Raw genomic sequence first — 21,976 nt, 5'->3', positions numbered from 1 at the left:
GTTCTTTTTCTGCGCCGATTGCCGAAAGAAAATGCGGCCCTTCGACAGGCTCAGGGCGAACGGTGTCTGCAATCAGCGCAAGCCGAAAGCCTCTTTCGCCAGCCGCTCCACCATGGCCTTGTCCGGCGCGCCCTTGGGGGAGACCCAGGAACCGCCCACGCACAGCACCGGATCGAAGGCGAGCCATTCGGGCGCGTTGTCGAGGCTGATCCCGCCCGTGGGGCAGAAACGGCACTGGCCGAAAGGTGCAGCCAAAGCCTTGAGGGCGGGCAATCCGCCCGCCGCCATCGCCGGGAAGAACTTGAAGCGATCCAGCCCCAGATCCATCCCGCGCATGATGTCGCCCGCATTGGCGATGCCGGGGAGGAAGGGCACGCCTGCCGCCACCGCAGCCTTGCCGAGGTTTTCGGTGAGGCCGGGAGAGACGATGAATTCGCTCCCCGCTTCCAGCGCCGCGTCCAGCTCGCGCGGGTTGGTGACTGTGCCAGCGCCAACGATCGCGCCTTCGACCTGTTTCATCGCCCGGATCGCGGGGAGCGCAGCAGGCGTGCGCAGCGTGACCTCGAGCACGCGCAGGCCCCCTGCCACCAGCGCCTCGGCCAGCGGGACGGCGTGAGCGACATCGTCGATGACGATCACCGGGATGACCGGCGCGGTGCGCATGATGGCGTCGATATTCATTGTCACATTCCTCCGGTGGCGAGCATCGCGCTGGCGCCTTGTTCGGCCCCGTCGGCAAAGCGGCGCATCATGCCGAACAATTCGCGGCCCGTACCCATGTCTGGCTGCGGATCTGCGGCAGGCTCGCGGCCTGCGAGATCGGCGGTGGTCGAAAGCGTGCCGGTGAATGCGCAGACCTTGACGATGTCGCCGTCGCGCAATTTCGCAAGCGGGCCGCCGCCGAGCGCCTCGGGCGTGCAGTGGATCGCGGCGGGCACCTTGCCGCTCGCGCCCGACATGCGCCCGTCGGTGAGCAGCGCGACCTTGAACCCGCGGTCCTGCAACACGCCGAGGGCCGGGGTGAGTTTGTGCAGTTCCGGCATCCCGTTGGCGCGCGGGCCCTGAAAACGGACGACAACCACCACGTCGCGGTCAAGCTCGCCCGCCCTGAAGGCGGCAGCAACGCTGGCCTGATCCTGAAACACGCGGGCCGGCGCCTCGATCGTCCAGCGGCTTTCATCCACCGCCGAGGTCTTGAAGCAGGCGCGGCCAAGATTGCCTTGCAGGAGCCGCATCCCGCCATCGGGCTTGAACGGGTTCGTGACCGGGCGGAGCATCGTGTCGTCACCTGAGGGGCCGACCTCGCGCCACACCAGCGCCTCTGCATCAAGGCCGGGCTCGCGGGCGTAGTCGGAGAAATCGCCGCGCCCGACGGTGAGAATGTCGGGATGCGCGAGCCCCTCGGAGAGCAATTCGCCGATCACGTAGCCCATGCCCCCGGCGTTGTGGAAGTTGTTCACGTCGCCCGAGCCATTGGGATAGACCTGCGCGATCAGCGGGACGGCGCCCGAAAGCTCGCTGAGATCGTCCCAATCGAAGATCACGCCTGCCGCGCGCGCCATGGCGGGCAGGTGGATCGCGTGGTTGGTCGATCCGCCGGTCGCCAGCAGGCCGACGGCCGCGTTGATGATCGCCTTCTCGTCCACGACGTGGCCGAGCGGACGGTAATCCTCGCCCTTGCGCCCCAGCGCCGCGACCCGGTGCACCGCCTCGCGGTCCAATGCCTGCCGCAGCAGCGTTCCGGGCTGGATGAAGGCGCTGCCGGGGATGTGCAGCCCCATCATCTCCATCATCATCTGGTTGGAATTGGCGGTGCCGAAGAAGGTGCAGGTGCCCGGCGAGTGGTAGCTCTTCATCTCGCTTTCGAGCAGTTCGGCGCGGGTCGCCTTGCCTTCGGCATAAAGCTGGCGGACGCGCTGCTTTTCCTTGTTCGGTATGCCGGTGGGCATCGGGCCGGAGGGCACGAAGATGGTCGGCAAATGCCCGAACCGCAGCGCACCCATCAACAGGCCCGGCACGATCTTGTCGCAGATGCCGAGCATCAGCGCGCCGTCATACATCGCGTGGCTGAGCGCGACCGCGGTGCTGAGTGCGATCACGTCGCGGCTGAACAGCGAGAGCTCCATGCCCGTCTCGCCCTGCGTCACCCCGTCGCACATTGCGGGTGTCCCGCCTGCGACCTGTGCGGTGGCGCCGATCTCGCGCGCGTAAATCTTCAGCCGGTCGGGATAGCGGCCATAGGGCTGATGGGCGCTCAGCATGTCGTTATAGGCGGTGACGATCCCGATATTGGCGCCCTTGCCCGTCATCAGCGCCGTCTGATCTTCCAGCGCACCCGCATAGGCGTGGGCGAGGTTGGAGCACGAGACCGCGCTACGCTCGCCCATATTGTCGCCTTCGCGCCGGATCAGGTCGAGATAGGCCTGCCGCGAGGGCTTCGAACGCTCGATCACACGCTGCGTGACCCGGTGGAGGGTATCGTTGAGAGGCTTACTCATGCCACGTTACTCCGTCGCGTTCGGCCAGCGCGATGGCCGCAGAGGGGCCCCAGCTGCCAGCGGTATAGGTCTTGGGGGTCAGGCCCTCGGCATCCCACAGGGCGCGGATCGCATCGACCCATTCCCACTGCGCCTCGACCTCGTCACGCCGGACGAACAGGGTCTGGTCGCCCTCGACCAGATCGAGCAGCAGGCGTTCATAGGCGATGCGCCGCACCGCGCCGCTGAAGGCATCGGGCATGGCGATGTTGAGCGGCACGGAGCGCAGGCGAATGCCCTCACGGTCGAGGCCGGGCACCTTGGCCATCAGCGACAGGGTAATGTTCTCTTCGGGCTGGATGCCGATCACCAGCCGGTTGGGCTGCATGGTCGCGCCCTTTCCAGCAAAAATCGAGTGCGGCACGCAGCGGAACTGGATCACGATCTCGGTCACGCGCTTGGGCATCCGCTTGCCGGTGCGAAGGTAGAAGGGCACGCCCTTCCAGCGCCAGTTGTCGACATGCGCCTTGATCGCGACGAAGGTTTCGGTGTCTGAGTCCTTGCCCAGCTCCTCGTCATAGCCCGGCACCGCCTGCCCGCCGATCGCGCCCGCGCGGTACTGGCCGGTCACGGTCTCGCCCTTGTCGACATCGCGCAGCGCGCGCAGCACCTTGACCTTCTCGTCACGCACCGCGGTCGCATCGAAGTGGGCGGGCGGCTCCATCGCCACGAGCGCGAGCAGCTGGAGCATGTGGTTCTGCACCATGTCGCGGATCGCGCCGGCATCGTCGTAGAAGGCGACGCGGCCTTCGAGACCGACGGTCTCGGCGACGGTGATCTGCACATGGTCGATATGCGCCGCATTCCACAGCGGCTCGAACATGATGTTGGCGAACCGCAAGGCGAGCAGGTTCTGCACTGTCTCCTTGCCGAGATAGTGGTCGATGCGGAAAATCCGCTCTTCCGGGAAAGCCTCGGCGACCGCGTCGTTGATCTCGCAGCTGGTGGCAAGATCGGTGCCGAGCGGCTTTTCGAGGCACATCCGCACATTGGCCCCCGTCAGCCCGGCGGACTGGAGGCCCTTGATGGTGGGGCCGAACAGGCTGGGCGCGGTGGATAGGAAGATCGCAAGGCCGCGCTTGGGCGTGCCGACCTTCTTCGCCAGTTCGTCATAGCCTTCGAGCGTGGTGGCATCGAGCGTCTGGTAGCTCAGCCGGTTGAGGAAATCCGCCATCCGCCCGCGCCGGTCTGCGGGGAGATATTTCTCCAGCGCCGCGCGCGCGAAATTGCGGTATTCGCTGTCGGACATGCTGCTGCGGGCAGTGCCGATAATCTTGAGGCCGGGCGCGAGCAGCCCGTCGGCGTCGAGCGCGAAGAGGCTCGGCAGCAGCATCCGCTGCGCAAGGTCGCCGGTGGCTCCGAACAGCAGCAGACGGTCAGCGGTGAAGCTCATGCAGAGTGCCCTTTCCTCGTGCGCCCTACCTAGGCGCACGAGGAATTATCCGCCAGTGGGCGCATACTTATTCAAGTCGGGCGATGGCTTAGGCGGGCCTTCTCGCATAGAAGCCGAAGCCCGCGATCACCGCGTAGCAGGCGATTGGCAGCAGCATCGCGGTGCCGAGGCTGCCGCTGGCATCGGCGAGCATTCCGGTCAGCAGCGGGATGACCGCGCCGCCGAAGATGGCGATGTTGATGATCCCCGATCCATCCGCGGCCTTGGCCCCCAGTTTCTCGCAGGCGAGGCTGAAGATCGTCGGGAACATGATCGAATTCATCAGGCCCACCATCAGCAGGCTGTAGCCCGCAGTGGTGCCGGTGGCGTTGGTGGAGAATAGGACCAGCAGGATCGCGCCTGCCGCCACGCCCGCCAGCACCATGCCGGGGCTAACGAAGCGCAGCACCGCCGAACCGATGACCCGCCCGACCAGCGCGCCGCCCCAGTAGAGGAAGATGAGATCACCCGCCGCCCGTTCAGTGAGGCCCATGACGTTCGACTGCATCAGGTAGTTGACGATCAGCGAACCAATCGCGACTTCCGCGCCGACGTAGAGGAAGATGCAGGCCGCGCCATAAGAGAAGCGCGTGCGTGTCAGCAGCGGGTTGCCCCACAACCACACCGCCGGCCCCCCGATCAGCAGCGCGATGCCGATGAGTTCGCTGCCCGCGATCCAGTAGCCGCCCTGAATGACCAGCCAGCCCCCAAGAACGATCGGCACCAGACCGGCGACATAGCGGCCGGGCGTCGTCAGCGCTGCTTCGTTGCCGGCCCCGGCATCGGCGGGGAGCTTGTTGCGATAGATCCACACCACCGCCGCGATCACTGCCAGCGCCACGGCAAGGCCGATATAGGTCGAAACGATCGCCGAACTTTCGGCGGTGCGATAGGCGTCGAGCTCGGCGCCGCTCAGCTCCGCGGCGGACACGCCTGCCAACCCGCCGAGGATCAGGCCCGATCCGACGCGCGGGAAAATCGTGGTGCCGAGGCTGTTGAACGCCTGCGCGAAGGTCAACCGGCTGTGCACGGTCTTTTGCGGGCCGAGCAGGCTGATCAGCGGATTGGTGACGACCTGCACCACCACGACGCCGCTGGCGAGAATGAAAAGCGCGCCCAGAAACAAGCCGTAGGTCGCGGTCTGGCTTGCCGGAATGAAAAGCAGGCATCCCGCCATCATCGTCAAGAGGCCAACCACCGCGCCGCGCATATAACCCACGCGCTTGACCAGCTCCGCGCCGGGAATGCCGATCAGCAGATAGGCGGTGAAAAAGCAGAACTGCACCAGCATCGCCTCGGTGTAGCTGAGCGTGAACAGCTCTTTCAGCTTGGGCAGGATGACATCGTTGAGGCTGGTGATCCCGCCGAAGATGAAGAACAGCGCGAAGACGAAATAATTCAGCCCCGGAGCATGGATCTGGCGTTCATCGCCCAGCTCATCCCCCGCCGTCGCCGCCGCGCTCACCCCAGGTGCCATCGCCATTGTCGCTCTCTCCCATAGCGCGCAATATTTTTGCTAACGTTCACAATCCGCGCGCTGTCCGAGAAATGCAAGACCTCGCCCCACAAATCCAGTGCGAATAGCAATGCAGGGCAAATGCACGCCCGCGCTTGCGTGCGCGCGCCTTCCCGCCCTAGAAGCTTGGCCTATGAACGGGGGACCGAAAAGACGGCCGACATCCTTCGATGTGGCGGAGCGGGCGGGCGTGAGCCAGCCGACCGTCAGCCGTGCGCTGTCGGGCAGCCCCGCAATTGCCGAGGCGACCCGCCGCAAGGTGATCGAGGCGGCCGAGGCGCTCGGCTATTTCGTCGACGAACGCGCCGCGCGCCTGCGCCGGGGCTCGACCGGAACGCTCGCGGTGGTGGTGATCTGCCGCGAAGGCGACAGCGCGGCGAGCATCAATCCCTTCGCCTATGCCCTGCTCGGCTCTGTGTGCGTCGCCGCCTCGGAACGCGGGTTCGAGACGCTGGTGAGCTTTCAGGCACGGCCCGGCGAATTCTTCGGTCACCATCAGGAACAGGGCCGCGCGGACGGGCTGGTTGTGATCGGCACCACTACCAATCAGGCGGCGTGGGAGCATTTCCGCAGCCTCGAAAGCGAAGGCCGGCGGGTGGCTTATTGGGGATCGCCCTTCGACGAGCTCGACTGGGTGCGTTCGGACAATCGTGCGGCGGGGCGGCTGGCGGTCGAGCATTTGCTGGCGGCGGGCTACAAGCGACCGTGCTTCCTCGGCGCGCTCAATACCCCTCAGGTGCAGTTTACCGAACGCTACGAAGGCTATGCGGAAGGCATGCGTGCAGCGGGCCTCGAGCCGTGCCTTGCTCCCACCGTCAACGCCCCGACCCGCGAGGAGGAAGGCCGCCGCGCGGCGAGGCGCCTGATCGAGCGGGGAGAGGATATCGACGCGCTTTTCGCCGCCTGCGACGCAATGGCGCTGGGCGCAATCGAGGCCTTTGCTGCCGCCGATATTGCCGTGCCGCAGGATATCGGCGTGATGGGCTTCGATGATCTGGTGGCAGGCCGCTACAGCCGCCCGCCGCTCACCACGATTGCGCCCGATCCCGCCGAAGCGGGCACGGCGCTGGTCGAAGCCGTGCTGGATGACACCGCCGCAGCGCGCCGCCGCGTGCCGGTGAGCCTGATCGTGCGGGGCAGTACGGTGAGGTAATTGTTTTTCGCACGCCATCCGGCGTGCGAAATCCTCGCTCATGCGGCCTTAAGGCCGGGTGTCCAGCCTTCGGCTGTTCAGCTTCGCTTCCGCTGCGGGCGGGCGCCTGAAAGCTTTGGCGCCCTTGCGGTCGCTCCGCGACCGACCAGTGCTTAGCCGGCGAGTGCGGGTCGGATCGGGATTACCCGTGCGCGCCGAACTCATTCGCGATCGCGGTGCTGATCCGCAGCGACAATTCATGCGCCCGCGCGATCGGCGTCATGAAGTCGCGCTCGATTGCGCCATAGCCTTCCTCGCCGCCGTCGGGGTAGTCGCTCGCCTCGTCCAGCGGGAAATCGCGCGGGCCGGGGACGCGCACGGGGAAGGCGCGGCGCAGCTGGGCGAGGGCTTCCTCGACGCGCAAGGTCATCACCATCTCGATCACGTCGCCGCGGCTGATGTCGTTGGCGCGGCTGAAGGCAGGGACGGCGACGGCTTTGAGGAACATGTGTTGCAGCAGCGCGAGACGCAGCGCCTGCAACACCCCGATGCGGCGGCGCACATGCTCGCGCGCCTCGTCCCGCGCTGCGCCCCACGTCGCTTCGGGCAGCAGGTCGGTCAGCCGGTGGAGCTTGATCGCATCGATCCTGAGGCGCGAGGCGAGGCGGCGAAACACGCCCGTCCGGTCGTCGCCGACCAGATATTCGGCCAGCGCGGCGCAGGCACCCGCCAAGTGATCTTCGGTCCCGCGATAGGTGCGGCTCGCCCAGTAGGCCGAATTGTAGAGCTCGCCATAGGCCGCCACGGTCTTGATACTGGCGAGCGCGTTGGAAGCGCTCACCAACCGCATGATCTGCCGTCCGCGCGGAGAATCGGTCAGCAGCGCGGCGATTTCCTCGCGGTTGGTGTCGGCGGCGCTGCCGATCCCGGCGATGATGTTGACCGGGTAGCCGAGCTGCTGGAGGATCGCGTTGTGCGGGATCGCGCGGATCTGACGCAGGCTCATCTCGCGGTCCGCGTTGATGTCGCTCTGGCGGCGCGAGACGCGGCTGCCGGTGGGGTTCAAGAGGCCGAGCCCGAAAGCCGTCACCGCGCGGGCATAGGTGCGGCTGGCCAGATGATCGCTCTGATGCTCCTTGATCGCGCGATAGAAATCGAGGCTGATGTCGGTGCGGTGGTAAAAGGGATCGGCGGGCGCGGCCATGTCGGTTTCGGCGGGGCGCAGTTCGGCGATGCGGGTGAGCGTGGCGAGCGCCAGTTCGGGCGTGGCGAAGAACAGATAGCCGTCGCCGCCCTGAAAGCTGACCTCGGGCTCCAGCCGGATGCCGGCGCGTGCAAATCGCCGCCGCGCCCAAGGGGACAGCGGCCATTCGAGCCGGTCGGCGAAACTCGCCGGATGCGCGCCGCGGCCCATGCCTTCGCCGTGGGTGTTGAACACCAGCGCAGCGACATCGCCGAGGCCGTTGGCGGCCATCGCTTCGGCGAGACGCCCCTGCAAGCGCTCGATCGCGAGGGCGGCGGGTACTTGGCCGACAAAGCGGCCCGCGTCCGAAAATCCGGTCTGCACTGCCACGCGCCCGCGGGTGCGGGCGTAGGCGCGGTAGGCGGGCTCTGCGAGCAGCGCGTCGAGGAAGCGGCCGCCGTGCTCCAGCGCGGTCTCGGTCTCGAACAGGGGCGAGACATCGACCTTGTCCTCCACCCCGAACAGCTTCGCGAAATAGAGCGCGGCGAGCACCGTGGCGGGCTGTTCGCATTCGGCGACCAGCATCCGGATCGGCGCGTCGGCATCGATGTGCTTCAAAATCTGCGCCATCGCGAGGAACTGGCGGATCGCGGTCGAGCTTTCGGTGGCGAGCGCGGCGAAATTGGTGCGCAGCGGACGCGCCTCCTCGACCATGCGGCGCAGCGTGGCAATTGCGCCCTTGCTGGCGAGGTCGATCGGCTCGTCCTCGCCGAGGCGGCGGCGGATCGCGTTGTGGAGCTGCTTGGCGTTCACGCGGAAGTGGATCCAGCCCATGCCGAGCCCATCGGCGCGCATCGCGGCGGCGAGCGTCAGCAGCTTGACGGCGAGATCAGGCGCGGCGGTCTCGGCCTCGCTTTCCAGCGCAGCGATCAGCGGGGTGAGCGAGAGCAGGTTGTCCGCGCTGTGCGTCGTCAGCCGGTTGGCGGCGGCGGCGAGGGCATCGGCGCTGGAGAGGTCGCCCGCGAAATCCTCGGCGCGCGCCCTGGCGAAGGCGGCGGCGGGTTTCAGCGTGGCGAGCAGCGGGTGGGCGGCGTCGAGGCTTTCAAGGCTGGCGGTGTAGCGCGCCAGCCGCTCGGCCTTCTCGGCGAGGCGGAAGCCGATCGAGGTGTGCCAGCCGATATCGGTGCGCCCGTCCATGTCGTAGCCGACCCAGCTGGCGAAGCGGAACGGCAGGGGGCGAAGCGAGCGCCATTCGTCCGGCCAGCGCCCCTGCGCTTCGGTCAGGATGCGGGCGGTGATGACGTCGCGCGCGTCCTGCGCGCGGGCCATCGCGGCCATCGCGGCACCGTGTTCGTAATCGAGCGTCACCGGCTCGCGCGCCGCCGAAACGGTGCAGGCGGCATCGCCAATCGCGCCTTCGGCCGAAGCCGCGCGCGCCACCGCCTCGCCCTGCGCCGGGGTGAGCAGGAAGGTCGGGTGCGCGGTGAACACCGCATGCAGTTGCGGACGCTGCCAGCGCGCGGCGAAGCTTTCGAAATCCTCGCCATCTTCGGCGAGCGTCGCGGGGTCAGCAGGCGGGGCCAGCAGCCGCCGCAGCTTGCCCGCGCGGGCCTTCAGCCCATCGCATTCCAGCTCGGCGACCAGCGCGGTCAGATCGTCGAGGCTGACCTCGCCCCCCTCCAGCGCGCGCGACAGATCGAGCGACAGCTGAAACACCGGGTTGAACAGCGGGGTCTCGCGCGTGCGCTGGTGCAGGTCGCCCAGCCGGGCTTCGAGGGAGGCGATGGTTTTCATGAATGTTCCGAAGCAAAGGCCGCTGCCGCGCCGAACAGGCCGGGCTGCGGGTGGACGATGAGTTTGACCGGGATGCCCGCCATCAGGCTTTCAAAGCGCCCCTTGGCCTTGAACCGCGAGCCGAAGCCCGAGGCGAGCAGCGTCTCGCGGATGCGGTAGCCGAGCCCGCCGGCGATCACCACGCCCGCAAAGCCGCCCTGCGCCAGCGCCAGGTCCCCCGCGACCGAGCCCAGCGAGAGGCAGAAGCGGTCGACCGCAGCGGCGGCGAGCGGGTCTTCGCCGCTGGTGCCAAGGTTCCAGATCGTGATTGCGTCCTGTTCGGGCACGGTGCGGTGTTCCAGAGCGGCGAGCGCCTGATAGATGTCGACGATGGCGGGGCCGGCGACCACACGCTCCGCCGAGACCCGGATATGTCGCTGGCGCAGCCGGGCAAGGATCGCGTCCTCGATGGAATCGAGCGGGGCGAAGTCGATATGCCCGCCCTCGGTCGCCTGCACGCGGTAGTGGCCGGGCGAGCGGTAGAGATGCGCCACGCCAAGCCCGGTGCCCGGGCCGATCACGCTGATCGTGCCCTCGCGGCCCAAGGGCTGGTCGGGGCCGGCGAGATGCAGGAACTGGCTGTCATCCGCACGCGCAACGGCATGGGCCACGGCGGCGAAATCATTGACGAGGGTGAAGCGCTCCACCCCCAGCTTTTCGTTGATGAGCGCGGGGCGGATGATCCACGGATTGTTGGTGAAACGGATTACCGGATTGGGCTTGCCGGGGCTGCCAACCGGCCCGGCAATCGCCATGCTCACCGCCTTGGGCAGGGTGCCGCCCTTGCGCTCCCGGAAGGCCTGCCAGGCGGTCTGAAAGCTGGCGTGATCGGCGGTGTGGAGCGTTTCGGGCTCGTCGAGAGCAATCGCGCCATCGGCAGCGATGCTGGCAATCGCGAAGCGGGCGTGCGTCCCGCCGATATCGACCACCACCACGTCCTGCATTGCTCTCTCCCCGCTTGTTGCCGTCTGGCGAGGAGCAATAGCAGGCGGCGCGTGGAAATCCCACGCGCCGCATACTTATTCAGATTTTAGCGGTCCCGCTCACTCGGCGGCGACGCCCATTTCCTCAAGCAGACGGGTCGCGCCGTCGACCTTTTCCATGGTCCACAGCATGAAGCGGCTGTCGACGTGGATGGTGCGGTTGATCGCGGGATCATACATCCAGTCGCTGACCACGCCCTCGATCGTGCCGTCGAAAGCCAGCCCCACGAACTCACCGCGCGCATTCAGCGTCGAGGAGCCCGAATTGCCGTTGGTGATGTCGACTGTCGACATGAAATCGACCGGCAGGGTGCCCAGCTCAGGCGAGGCATACTGGCCGTAATCCTTCGCCTTGATCAGCTTGATCATTGTGTCGGGCGCATCGAATTCGCCGCGGCCGGTGTGCTTGGCGACGATCCCCTCGGCAGTGGTGAAGGGCGTCCAGATCTGCCCGTCGACCGCCTTGCCGGTAACCTTGCCATAGGTGAAGCGCAGCGAACCGTTGGCGTCGGGATACATGGTCTTGCCCTGCGCGGCGGCATAGGCGAGGCGGGCCTGCATCACTTTGGAGCGGGCCTTCTGGACCGTGCCGGAGCGTTCCTTGGCTTCGGCTTCATTGGCGAGGCCTTCGTCATACATGGCGACCGCCAGCTGGATGAAGGGATCGTTGCTGGCGCGGAATTCGGCGACCGGCTTGTCCATCCATGCCATGCGCGTGGCGGTGTCGCCCAGCTGCGTGGCGGCATAGAGCGAGGCGATGTCGCGGCTTTCCATATAGGCATCGAAGCTCTGGTTGCGGTCTTCCGGCGCCAGCTGGCGATATTCCTCCAGCGCGTCGGCCCAGATCGCCTGCTCGATCTCGGACACATAGCGGCGCTCGATGCGCTGCATCGACTGAACGAAGAAGGCCTTGTCGCGCGGCTGGTAGCCCGGCTCGCGGTCCTTTTCGGGCTTGGCCTGCTCGTTGGCCCAGCGATAGAGGCGCGTGGCGGCGCCCAGCATCTGGCTGCGCCCCAGCATCCCGCGGCGGGCATCGGCCAGCGCCTCGGCATTTTCTTCGGCGATCAGCCGATCGAGCTCGGCCAGCGCTGCGCCATATTGCGCCTCACGCTTGGGATCGGCCGCGATCCATGCGCGGAAGGCGGCTTCTTCGGCCTGCTTCTTTTCGATCAGCGAGATGGCATCGGCTCCGGCCAGTTGGCCCGCGATCTTCTTCTCGTAGTTCTCAACGCCCTGCAGCGTCGCGGCATAGGCGATGGTGGCGGCCTGGTTGCCCGCGGTCAGCGCGTCGATCAGATCGCCATATTCGGCCAGCATCCGCTGCTGGTAAGGCAGCAGTTCGGCGAATTCGAAGCGCGCTTCCTCGGCGGTGCGCAGGCGCTCGGTGGTGCCGGGGAAGCCTGCGACCATGATGAAGTCGCCTTCCTTCACGCCGGTCTTGGCGATCGGCAGGAACGCCTTGGGCTTGAAGGGCACGTTATCCTTCGAGAAATCGGCCGAGGAGCCATCGGGCGCGACATAGGCGCGGTAGAAGGAGAAATCGCCGGTGTGGCGCGGCCACATCCAGTTGTCCTTCTCACCGCCGAAATTGCCGACGCCTGCCGCCGGAGCATAAACAAGGCGAACGTCCTTGATCTCGAGCTGCTGCTGGAGCCAATATTGGGCGCCGCCGAAATAGGCGCGCACGTCGCAGCGGCGGTTCGCCTGCTTCTCGCACGCCTCGATCAGCGCGGTGCGGTTGGCCTGCAGCCGGTCGTAACGCGCGCGGCCTTCAAGCTTGTCGGCGCCCTTGAGCATCGCGGTGGTCACGTCGCGCAGATCCTCGATCACATAGACCCGGCTGCCCGGCGCGGCGGGGAGTTCGTCACCCAGCGTCTTCGCGAGAAAGCCGTTGGTGAGATAATCGTTCTCGGGCGAGGAATTGTACTGCAGCGAGCCCGCAACGCAGTGATGGTTGGTGGCAACGAGGCCCTGCGGCGAAAGGAACGCGGCCGAACAGCCACCGAGCGAGGCGATCGCGGTCAGCGGCGGGCGATTGAGGTCGCCCAGCGTCTTGGCGTCGAGTTCAAGCCCGGCGGCCTTCATGTCTTCGGCGATGGCGCCGGTCTGGCTCGGCAGCCACATGCCTTCGTCGGCAGTGGCTGCGACGGGCGCGGCGATCATCAGGGCGCTGGCCCCGGCGAGCAGGAAATTCTTCATCAGGTGCTTCCCCTTGGTATTGCGCTGCACCGCGCCCGCAGGGACGCAGTGGCTATGGCTTGGCCCGCGGACGGGCGAAGGCGCGCTGTTAGGCCAGATGCGCAGCGGCTGGGAAGAGGCATTGTGCGCCATCGACGAACCGCCCACGCCGTTCGGCGAGCGACATTCCAGGCGATAGGCTCTTGCGAACCATTATCATCTGCTCCATGGGGAGCGCACTACGTAATTTCTCCCCACCGAAGGATCACGCCCGTCATGAACAGCACGCTCAAACTCTGGACCCAGCTCGGCCTCGGCACGGCGCTGGCGGGCGGTCTGCTCGCGGCCTGCGGCGGCGAAGCGGGCGGTGAGGCCGGGGGCGAGGCTGGCGGCGAAAGCGCGGCAGTCGCGGGCGAGAGCGGCGAGAGCGCCGGGGGCGAGGGTGAAGGCGCTGTGGGGGCAGGCGGCGAAGGCGAGGGCGGCGTCGCAGCTGCCGATGCGGCCACCGATCCGGTCGCCTATGGCATCGCGCTTGCGGTCGCCGAAGCCCATGTCGCCGCCGCGCGCGATGCCTATGCGGCGGGCAACAAGCAGGCCGCTGCCGAGATGTTCGCCCACCCGGTCAGCGAAGTGCTGGTCGAAATAGACCCGACCTTCACCAAGCTGGGAGTCAAGGATGTGAAGCCGCTGTTCACCGCTGCCTCCGACGCGGCCTTTGCGGGCAAGCCGGTGGCCGAGGTCAATACAGCCTATGACGCCATCATCGCCGCGCTGCGTCAGGCCGCGACCAAGGCGCCCAAGAGCGACGCCAGCAGCGCCAAGGTCGCCACCGGGGTGATCGCCGACATGATCGAGCGGTCGAGCGCGATGTATCGCCAGCTTGCCAGCAACGACGCCTACGAGCCCTATCTCGACGGCTATGGCTTTGCCGCCGTCGCCGCCAGCGCCTTTGCCACCCACGGCGCGGCGATCAAGGCCGAGAACCCCGCCGCCCATGCCCGCATCACTGAGGCACTGGCGCTTCTGAAGCAGGCCTATCCCGGCGCGGCCCGCCCGGCCAAGCTCCCCGCCGAGCCCGGCGCCTTGTCGGGCGCTTCGGCCAAGGTGATGCTCTCCGCGGCTGGCTGACGGGCCCCGCCCACCGGCCTCGCACTCCACCTGCGCGCCGGTGACAGCGCTAACATTTGTGTAAACGCGACAAAGTGTCCTGCCGACGCACGGCAAGTGCGCTGTGCGCTTGTGTTTGCGGGACGCAAGAGTAGGTTCCGCCGCAAGGAAGGGGTCGCAACGAAACGACGACCGGCACAAGGGAAGTGCCGTGTCGCTCGTGCTGTTGCCAACGGGCGTGACGACGGGGGATTGCGCACTGCCTGCCCTCTTGTCGTCCCGCACATTTGTGGGGGGGACATTGCTGCACCGTCTTACCAGCCTGCCAGCTGAGCGGCCCGGCCCCGTGCCGCTTGCGCTCCGCCGTCTGCTCGCGCTCGCCGCGTCGGCCACCGCGCTGGCGGCTGTGGCCAGCCCGGCGCTTGCCCAGCAGCAATTGCCGCCCGGCATCACCCCGCCCAACCGCACCGATCTGATCCCGCCCGAACTGCGCCGCGCCGAACAGGCCCCGACGCTCACCATCGGTGGCGACATGGAGCGCCCGCCCTGCGCGCTCGACCGGCCCGACTTCAAGGACATCCGCTTCACCGTGAAAGGCGCGGCCTTTGCCGGGCTGGAGCGAGTGCCGGGCCTCTCGCTTGAAGGCGCCTATGCCGATTACGTCGGGCGCGAACTGCCGGTGGCGGTGCTGTGCGACATCCGCGCCGAGGCCAACGCCATCCTGCGCCGCCAAGGCTATCTCGCCACGGTCGAAATCCCCGAGCAGAGCCTGTCGGATGGCGTCCCCGATTTCACGGTCGTGTTCGGACGGCTGACGGCAGTGCGCGTGCGCGGCGAGGCGGGGCCTTCGGAACGGCTGGTCGCGGGCTATCTCGAAAAGCTGACGCAAGCGGAGGTGTTCAACACCAACGAGGCCGAGCGTTACCTGCTGCTCGCCGACGATCTGCCCGGGCTCGACGTGCGCCTGTCGCTGCGTCCGGCTGCGGGCGGCGCGCCGGGCGATCTGGTGGGCGAGATCGCGGTGCTGCGCCAGAAGGGCATGGTCGATGTCAACGTCCAGAATTTGGGCTCGCGCGCGATCGGGCGGTTCGGGGGCACGGTGCGGGGCGAGATCTACGACGTCACGGGCCTCGGCGACCGCACGTCTGTGGCGGTGTTCAGCACGCTCGAATTCCGCGAGCAGCAGACCGTCCAGATCGGCCACGATTTTCGGGTGGGCAGCGAAGGCCTGCGGCTGGGCGGGCAATTGACGCTCAGCCAAACCGATCCCGACACCGGCATCGCGGGCTTCGATGTCGAGGCCGACACGCTGTTTGCCAGCCTGTTCGCCAGCTATCCGATCATCCGCTCGCGCCAGCACAGCCTTTATGTCGATGGCGGGGTCGATCTGGTCGATCAGGATGTCGATGTGAACGACATTGCCCTGACGCGCGACCGGGTGCGGATGGTCTTTGCGCGGGTTGCGGGCGAGGTGCTGGACCGCGGTTCGGTGCAGCGCGGGGACGGCTACACCCCGTTCGAGCCTAAATTCCGGCTGCGCTATGCGCTTGAGGCGCGGCAGGGGCTCGATGTGCTCTCGGCCAGTCCCGATTGCCGTCCCAACCTGCTCGCCTGCCTGTTCGGCGGGGTGGCGCCGCCGAGCCGGATCGAGGCCGATCCCACCCCCAGCCTGCTGCGGCTCAACGCCGATCTCGAATATCGCCCGATCCCCAAGCTCGCTTTCGTGCTGGAAAATCAGGCGCAGATCACCGGCGATGCGCTCCCCGCCTTCGAGGAGATCGCGGCGGGCAGTTTCTCGATCGGGCGCGGCTATGATCCGGGCGCGGTGCTGGGTGACAGCGGCATCATGAACAGTTTCGAAGTGCGCTTCGGCACCCTGATGCCTGAAAGCATCACCGCGACTGCCTGGCAGACCTACCTGTTCACCGACGTGGCCCATGTCTGGAACGAAGACCCGAGCCGCCGCGCGACCAACCCCGACCGGCTGTGGTCGGCCGGCGCCGGGGTCCGCATGGCCTGGGGGCCGGGGGTGCAGGGGGATTTCCTCGTCGCGGTGCCCCTGACCCGCCCCGATCTTGCTGCCGAAAGGGGCGACGTGCGCTTCATGTTCACGCTCACCGCCCGCCTGTTCCCGTGGAGATTCTGAGATGACCCGCACGCATGCCAAACGTTCACGCCTGATGGTCGGTTGCGGCAGCACGGCGCTGGCGCTCGCGCTGGTGCTGGGCGTGCCCCAGCGCGCGGCGGCGCAGGGGATTGCCGCGGGCGGCAATGTCGTGGTCGGATCGGCCGAGATCACCACCCCCAACGGCACCACCACGCAGGTCGACGTGTTCTCGCCCACCGCGGTGATCGACTGGACACCGGATGTCGACAATTCGGGCAATGCGCTCGATTTCTTGCGCACCGGGGCCACCGCGATCTTCCGCGCCGCGCAGGGGGACAATTTCGCGGTGCTCAACCGCATCCTGCCGACCCAGAACAACAACATCGTCGTCATCAACGGCAGCGTGCTGGGGCAGGTGCGCGATGCATCGGGCCAGTTCGTGCCGGGCGGGTTTCTCGCCTTCTATTCGCCGACCGGCATTCTGGTGGGCGAGACCGCGACTTTCGATGTCGGCAGTCTGCTGCTGACCACGCTCGACACCACGCCGCAGAGCTTCGACGATTTCGTCGGCGGCGGGTTCCTGACCCTGCAGGGCCAGCCCGGATCGACTGCGCGGGTGCAGGTGAACCCGCGCGCGCGGATCAGCGCGCTGGCGGAGAATTCCTTCTTTGCCGTTGTCGCCGCAGACGTGCAGATGTCCGGCACGGCGCGGGTCAACGGCACCCACGCCTATGTCGCGGGCGAGGTAGTGAACCTGCGCCTGTCGAACGGGTTGTTCGATATCTCCATCCCCGTCGGCACCGCGGCGAGCGGGCAGGTGGTGACGCTTGACGGCAATATCGGCGGCCCGTCGAGCACCGGCGCGGGCGACAATCACATGATCTACGCGCTGGCCCGTGCCTCGCAGGATCCGATTTCGATGCTGTTTTCGGGCAATCTCGGCTTCGATCCGGCGCAGAGCGCAGGCGTGATCAACGGCGAGATCATTCTGGCGGCCAATTACGACGTCTCGGGCCGCGACGTCGACACCGGCTCGATCCGCGACGATTTCGATTCGGTCGAGTTCCGCGGTACCCGCGCGACCAGCGACGTGCGGGCGGATATCACTTTGCGCGATCTGGCCGCGACATCGAACGTGCTGGCGATCGGCACCGGGCAGACGGTGGCTGAAACCGCCGCTGGCAATTCCTCCTATGCGGGCAACCTCTGGCTGGTCGGCAGCCTTGGCGCAGCGGTCCGATCGGTGTCGGGCGGCACTTTCACGATCGACGGCGACGTGCTGGTCGACGCGCGCGATTACGGGGTGGTGAGTTCCAGCCTGCAATCGCTTGATGAGATCAATGCTACCGGCGGAACCGCGCGGATCGTGTCGAGCGGGTCGACCTCGGTGCTCACGATCGGTGGCCGGGTGACGGTCACCGCGGAGGCCTTTGGCGGGGCGGAGGACCTCAACCGCACCGCCGGCAGCGCGCGCGGCGGGCTGGCGGAGATCGCGATTGACGGCGGGCAGGTGACGATCGGCGGGCTCACCAACGTGCGCGCAGGGGCGTTCGGCACCACGCTCGGCAATATCCGCACCGGCGCCGAAGCGCGCGGCGGCACCGCGCAAGTGCTGGTGAGCGGCGGCGGGCAGGCAAGCTTCGGCAGCAACCTGTTCGTGCTGGCCGATGCGACCGGAGCGAACGGCGACACGACCAGCCCCTCCACCGCGTCGGATACCTTCGGCGGCAATGCCCGGATCGCGATCACCGGATCGAGCAATATCACGGTGCGCGGCGATGCCGTTCTCAGCGCCAATGCCTTTGCCAATGCCAGTTCCAGCATCACCGGCCCGGGCGCGCTGGCCGATGCGGGCGAGGCGACGATTGTGGTCGACCGGAACGGGGTGCTTGCCATCGAGGGCGCGCTCAACCTGCTGGCGCTCGCTTCGGGCGGGCAGAACGTCAGCGGAAGCGGCGGGCTCGCACTTGGCGGGGTGGCGCGGATGATCGCCCGCGACCGCGGGTTGGCGCGGGTGGGCGGCACGTTCCTCGCAGAGGCCGGGGCGAGTGGCGGCGGCGGTGTCACCGGCGGCGATGCCTTCGGCGGCGTGGCGGGCGCGTTGGCCGAAAGCGGAACGATCGAACTCGGCGGTAACGCTTCCGCCGATGCTTCGGCCAGCGGCGGAAATGCCGAATTCGGCGTAGGCGGTACAGGCGGGATCGGCCGCGGCGGCACGGCGCTGTTTCAGGCAGTCGGCTCCGCCGACGAGGGCGGGCGTCTCGCCATCGCCGGGCTCGCCAGCGTCCGTGTCGACGGACGCGGGGGGGACGGCAGGTTCGGCGGCGAAGGCGGCGGCGCAGGCGGCGCGGGTGGTGATGGCCTCGGCGGCGATGCCGGAACCGCCAATCAGGCCGATCCCACCATCAATGGCGGGGCCTATCTGTTGGCCGACGGCGATTTCGGCGAACTCAGCGTCGGCGGCAATGCGCTCGCCTCGGCGCAAGGGACAGGCGGGACCGGCGGTGCGGGGGCCACCGCAGCCTCTGCCGGACGCGGCGGCAACGGCACGGGCGGGACCGCGCAAGCGGGCGTGGCGCTGCTAAGCGGCACCGGCGCGTTGGGTGACGGCACGGCCGGTTTTGCCTTCCTCACAATCGACTCCAGCGGCTTTGGCGGTAGCGGCGGTCTGGATGCGAGCGTCAATCTGCGCGCCGGTCGTGCCGGAGACGGCAGCGGCGGCAATGCCTCGCTCAAGCTCAACGCCGGGGCGGTGAGTGTCGGCGAGGTCCTGATTCAGGCGCTCGGCGCCGGCGGCACTGGCGGCACGGGCGGCACCGGGCTCGGCGGCACGGCCAGCGTGGTCGGCGGGCAGGGCGGGCGGCTCGACAGCCTCGACCTCAGCCTGCTGGCCACCGGATCGGGCGGCTTTGCCAATCTCGGGCGCGGCGGCGACGGGATCGGTGGGCGCGCCGCGATCGAGACCGATGGCACCATCATCACCCTCGGCAGCGTGCTGCTCGATACCTCGGGCACCGGCGGAACCAGCGCCGACGGCGCGGGCGGCGAAGGGCTGGGCGGCGATGCCTTCATCGGCAACATCGGGGCGACCGCGCCCGGCAGCCTCACCGCTACAGGCCACACCCAGCTGTTCGCCAGCGGACAGGGGGGCGAAAGCCAGACGGATTTTGCCGCGGGCAATGGCACGGGCGGACGCGCATTGGTGCAGGCGCAGGGGGGGACGAGCCTCACCTTCGGCTCGCTGCAAGCCATCGCCACCGGGCGCGGCGGCACCGGCGCGGTGCACGAAGGCGGCGACGGCTTTGGCGGGCAGGCCGAGCTTGTCAGCATCGGCGCCGGCAGCCGGTTGATCGTGCAGCGCAACGTCCCGACCGACCTCCAGTTCGCCCCCGGCGATGGCGCGATCCTCAACGCCGACGGATTCGGTGGGAGCACCAATGGCGGCGACGGTTTTGGCGGCGATGGCAACGGCGGCACCATCCGCCTGCGTGCTGAGGCAGGCGGCGGCATCGAACTGCCGCTCGATCCGGCGGCGGATATCGGCGCGATCCCGGTGATCACCCTGACGGCGCGCGGGTTCGGCGGAAGCTCTTCGGTCGAGGGCGGCACCGGCGGCCTCGGCGGGGGCGGGTTTGCCGAGATACTGGCCGATGGGGCCGGATCGCGGATCATCACCGGCCAGACGGTCTTCACTGTCTTCTCGCAAGGCGGCAACAGCGGGGCTTCGACCAGCAACGTCGACGGCGGGACAGCTTTCGGCGGCTCGCGCCAGATCCGGGTCCTGAACGGGGCCGAGGCGACCCTCGGGCTGATCGGCAGCGGTAGCGGCGGGATCGGCGGCGATGGCTCGGGCACCGGCGATGGCGGCGACGCCTTTGGCGGGCGCAACGAGGTGGAGGTGCGCGACGCGACACTCAACGTGATCGGCGTGCTGACGGTGCGTGACGAGATCACCGGCGGCAGCGGCCAGCGCGGCGGCGATGCGATCAGCAACGGCGAATCCGGGGTGGTCAGTTTCAGCGCCAGCGGCGCGACGATCAATTTCACGCCCGACGGGCAGGGCCAGAGCGGGATCGTGCTGGGCGGCGCGGCGCAGGGCGGGCTTGGCTTCGCGCGCGGCGGCGATGCGCAGGGTGCGAGCGCAAGCTTCAACCTGTCGCAGACCGATTTCAGCGGCGGCACCTTGCGGATCGAGACCACCGCACGCGGCGGCGATGCACAGGCGACAGACGGGGTGGGCGGCGATGCCGAGAGCGGGTTCCTGTTCGTCGATCTGCTCGATTCGAACCTCACCGTCGGCGGCGAGCTGCTGATCGCCAACAATGTCACCGGCGGCGATGGCGCGCTGCGGGGCGGCAATGCGCTGCCGATCAACTCGAATCAGGGCCCGGTCAGCGTCACGCTGAACAACTCGAGCCTGACCGTGAACCAGAATCAGAGCAGCGCCGGGATCCTGCGAGTCGAATCGATCTATCGCGGCGGCGAGGGCGCGACCTCGGGCAATGCCACCGGCGCGCGGGTGGAGCTCAATCTTGCTCGCTCCACGGTGACGGCTGACGAGCTGTTTGTCACCGCCAATGCCTTCGCCGAGCGCGGGCAGGGGGGAATCGCGCGTGCGGGCGAGGCGCGGGTCTCCATTGGCGGCACCTCGCAGATCGGCGCCGACCTGATCGAGATTGCGGCCAATGCCGTCACCGGCGCCACCGGCCAAGCCTTCGGCGGCACTGCCGTGCTGCAGATCCGCGACGACAGCGATGCGGCCATCACCGCTGGCACAATCAACCTCTTCGCCAATGCCAGCGGATCGACAGACGCCCTGCCAGAGAACTTCGCCGGGCGCTTCGTGGTCGATATCGCCAGCGGTGTGGTCAATGCCGTCAACCTGACCGCGCTGGCCACCGGCGATCGGGTCGACGGCACGCCGCCTTCATCGGTGCTGAGCGCGATCAGCGGCATCATCGCTGTTGCCGATACGCTGAGCGCCAATGCCACCGGCAATATCCGGATCGAGACCGGTCAGGCCGGCTTCATCGGTACGCCCGCCAACACCGCGCAGCCGGTGACCGTGATCGACATCACCAGTCAGGGCGCGATCGCCATTCTGGGCGATGATGATGGCTTCGCCGGACTCCGGGGCGACAGGATCAGACTGACCTCGCGCCAGATCGACATCCTTCCCGGAGCGCGCATCGCCGCGGCCGGTGTGGTGCTGACCTCGCTCAACACCGATTTCACCGCGATTCTGGGCGGCAATACGGAAGGCGAAGGCTGGAGCCTCACCGCGGACGAGGCGCGCCGGATCACCGGCAGCGGGCTCACGATCCGGGTGCCTGAGGTGACCGCCACCAGCGACCCCGACCAGCCCGATCTTATCATCCGTGACCTGTCGCTGATTGGCAGCCAGGACGGCGGTTTCGCCGGGGTTAGCATCCGCGCAGGGGCATTCGCCAGCGGGATTATCCGGATCGAGGGCGATCTCGCCCTGATCGGCGCCGGCCTAGCCGACGAGCTTTCAATCCGCTCGGGCGAGCGGATCGAACTGGTCACGCCGGGCAGCATCCGCATCACCGACGAAGCGAATGCGCTCTCCGGGATCCTGTCGCTGCAATCGGGCTATATCTGGGTCGCCGATGCCGACATGATCGCGCAGTTGCGGTTCGATCCCGAATTCGCCGGACGCGACGCGCTGCTCGCCGTTGCCGCACCGGGGAGCAATGATCCGCTCGGCTATATCCGGGCGCGCGAGGTCAACATCGCCCTCAGCCGCGGGCTGCTGGTGCGCAACACCGGGACCGCGCTCGAACAGGGCGGGATTCTGGTGGGTAATGGGGGCCTGTCGATCATCGGCTTCGATCCTGCGGTCAATCAGGGCGGGTCGGGCGTGGGGGGCTTTGCCAACCCCGCGCCGCTGGATGTCTTCGCCTATGGCCGCCGCCTGACCGATGCGGGCACCTTCATCACCGGGGAG

At 67.9% G+C, this 21,976-nt stretch carries 11 protein-coding genes; 4 read left to right on the top strand and 7 right to left on the bottom strand.

What is annotated here, in order from left to right:
* Positions 1-72: 72 nt before the first annotated feature.
* From eda to BZF59_RS04655, 4 genes are all read right to left on the bottom strand, one after another.
* Positions 73-681, bottom strand: a complete 609-nt coding sequence (eda, locus tag BZF59_RS04670; RefSeq protein WP_086607101.1) for a bifunctional 4-hydroxy-2-oxoglutarate aldolase/2-dehydro-3-deoxy-phosphogluconate aldolase — start codon at positions 679-681, stop codon at positions 73-75.
* 2 nt (positions 682-683) lie between these two features.
* Positions 684-2,498 carry a phosphogluconate dehydratase gene (gene edd / locus BZF59_RS04665; protein WP_086607100.1) on the bottom strand — a complete coding sequence of 605 codons (1,815 nt, stop codon included), beginning with the start codon at positions 2,496-2,498 and terminating at the stop codon, positions 684-686.
* On the bottom strand, positions 2,491-3,930 hold the full coding sequence (zwf, locus tag BZF59_RS04660; protein ID WP_086607099.1) for a glucose-6-phosphate dehydrogenase: 1,440 nt from the start codon (positions 3,928-3,930) through the stop codon (positions 2,491-2,493). The genes edd and zwf overlap by 8 nt, the downstream gene beginning before the upstream one ends.
* A gap of 88 nt (positions 3,931-4,018) precedes the next feature.
* The gene (locus BZF59_RS04655; RefSeq protein ID WP_086607098.1) at positions 4,019-5,452 is read right to left on the bottom strand and encodes a sugar MFS transporter; all 1,434 of its coding nucleotides are present in this window, start codon (positions 5,450-5,452) and stop codon (positions 4,019-4,021) included.
* A gap of 166 nt (positions 5,453-5,618) precedes the next feature.
* Here BZF59_RS04655 and BZF59_RS04650 point away from each other — a divergent pair, with 166 nt between their 5' ends.
* Positions 5,619-6,638 (top strand): LacI family DNA-binding transcriptional regulator, encoded by a 1,020-nt coding sequence (locus BZF59_RS04650; protein ID WP_086607097.1) that lies wholly within the window; start codon positions 5,619-5,621, stop codon positions 6,636-6,638.
* A gap of 181 nt (positions 6,639-6,819) precedes the next feature.
* Here the strand turns inward: BZF59_RS04650 and BZF59_RS04645 are convergent, their stop codons facing one another.
* The 3 genes from BZF59_RS04645 to BZF59_RS04635 all read right to left on the bottom strand — a co-directional run bounded on the left by BZF59_RS04645 (position 6,820) and on the right by BZF59_RS04635 (position 12,815).
* Positions 6,820-9,594, bottom strand: a complete 2,775-nt coding sequence (locus BZF59_RS04645; RefSeq protein WP_086607096.1) for a phosphoenolpyruvate carboxylase — start codon at positions 9,592-9,594, stop codon at positions 6,820-6,822.
* A complete protein-coding gene (locus tag BZF59_RS04640; protein ID WP_086607095.1) occupies positions 9,591-10,577 on the bottom strand; it encodes a glucokinase in 987 nt (328 codons plus the stop codon). Before BZF59_RS04640 ends, BZF59_RS04645 begins: the two co-directional genes overlap by 4 nt.
* Before the next feature lie 99 nt (positions 10,578-10,676).
* Positions 10,677-12,815, bottom strand: a complete 2,139-nt coding sequence (locus BZF59_RS04635; RefSeq protein WP_086607370.1) for a S46 family peptidase — start codon at positions 12,813-12,815, stop codon at positions 10,677-10,679.
* Positions 12,816-13,070: 255 nt separating this feature from the next.
* Here BZF59_RS04635 and BZF59_RS04630 point away from each other — a divergent pair, with 255 nt between their 5' ends.
* The 3 genes from BZF59_RS04630 to BZF59_RS04620 all read left to right on the top strand — a co-directional run.
* Positions 13,071-13,922: a hypothetical protein gene (locus BZF59_RS04630; protein ID WP_086607094.1), complete on the top strand. Its 852-nt coding sequence runs from the start codon at positions 13,071-13,073 to the stop codon at positions 13,920-13,922.
* Positions 13,923-14,202: 280 nt separating this feature from the next.
* Positions 14,203-16,047: a ShlB/FhaC/HecB family hemolysin secretion/activation protein gene (locus BZF59_RS04625; RefSeq protein WP_245806025.1), complete on the top strand. Its 1,845-nt coding sequence runs from the start codon at positions 14,203-14,205 to the stop codon at positions 16,045-16,047.
* A gap of 1 nt (position 16,048) precedes the next feature.
* Positions 16,049-21,976, top strand: a 5,928-nt coding sequence (locus BZF59_RS04620; protein WP_086607092.1) for a beta strand repeat-containing protein, incomplete at its 3' end; no start/stop codon positions are given.

The organism is Erythrobacter donghaensis, from assembly GCF_002155425.1.
GTDB lineage: Bacteria > Pseudomonadota > Alphaproteobacteria > Sphingomonadales > Sphingomonadaceae > Erythrobacter > Erythrobacter donghaensis.
The sequence above is the reverse complement of the archived record's forward strand: the minus strand, read 5'-3'. Positions and strand labels throughout refer to the sequence as shown.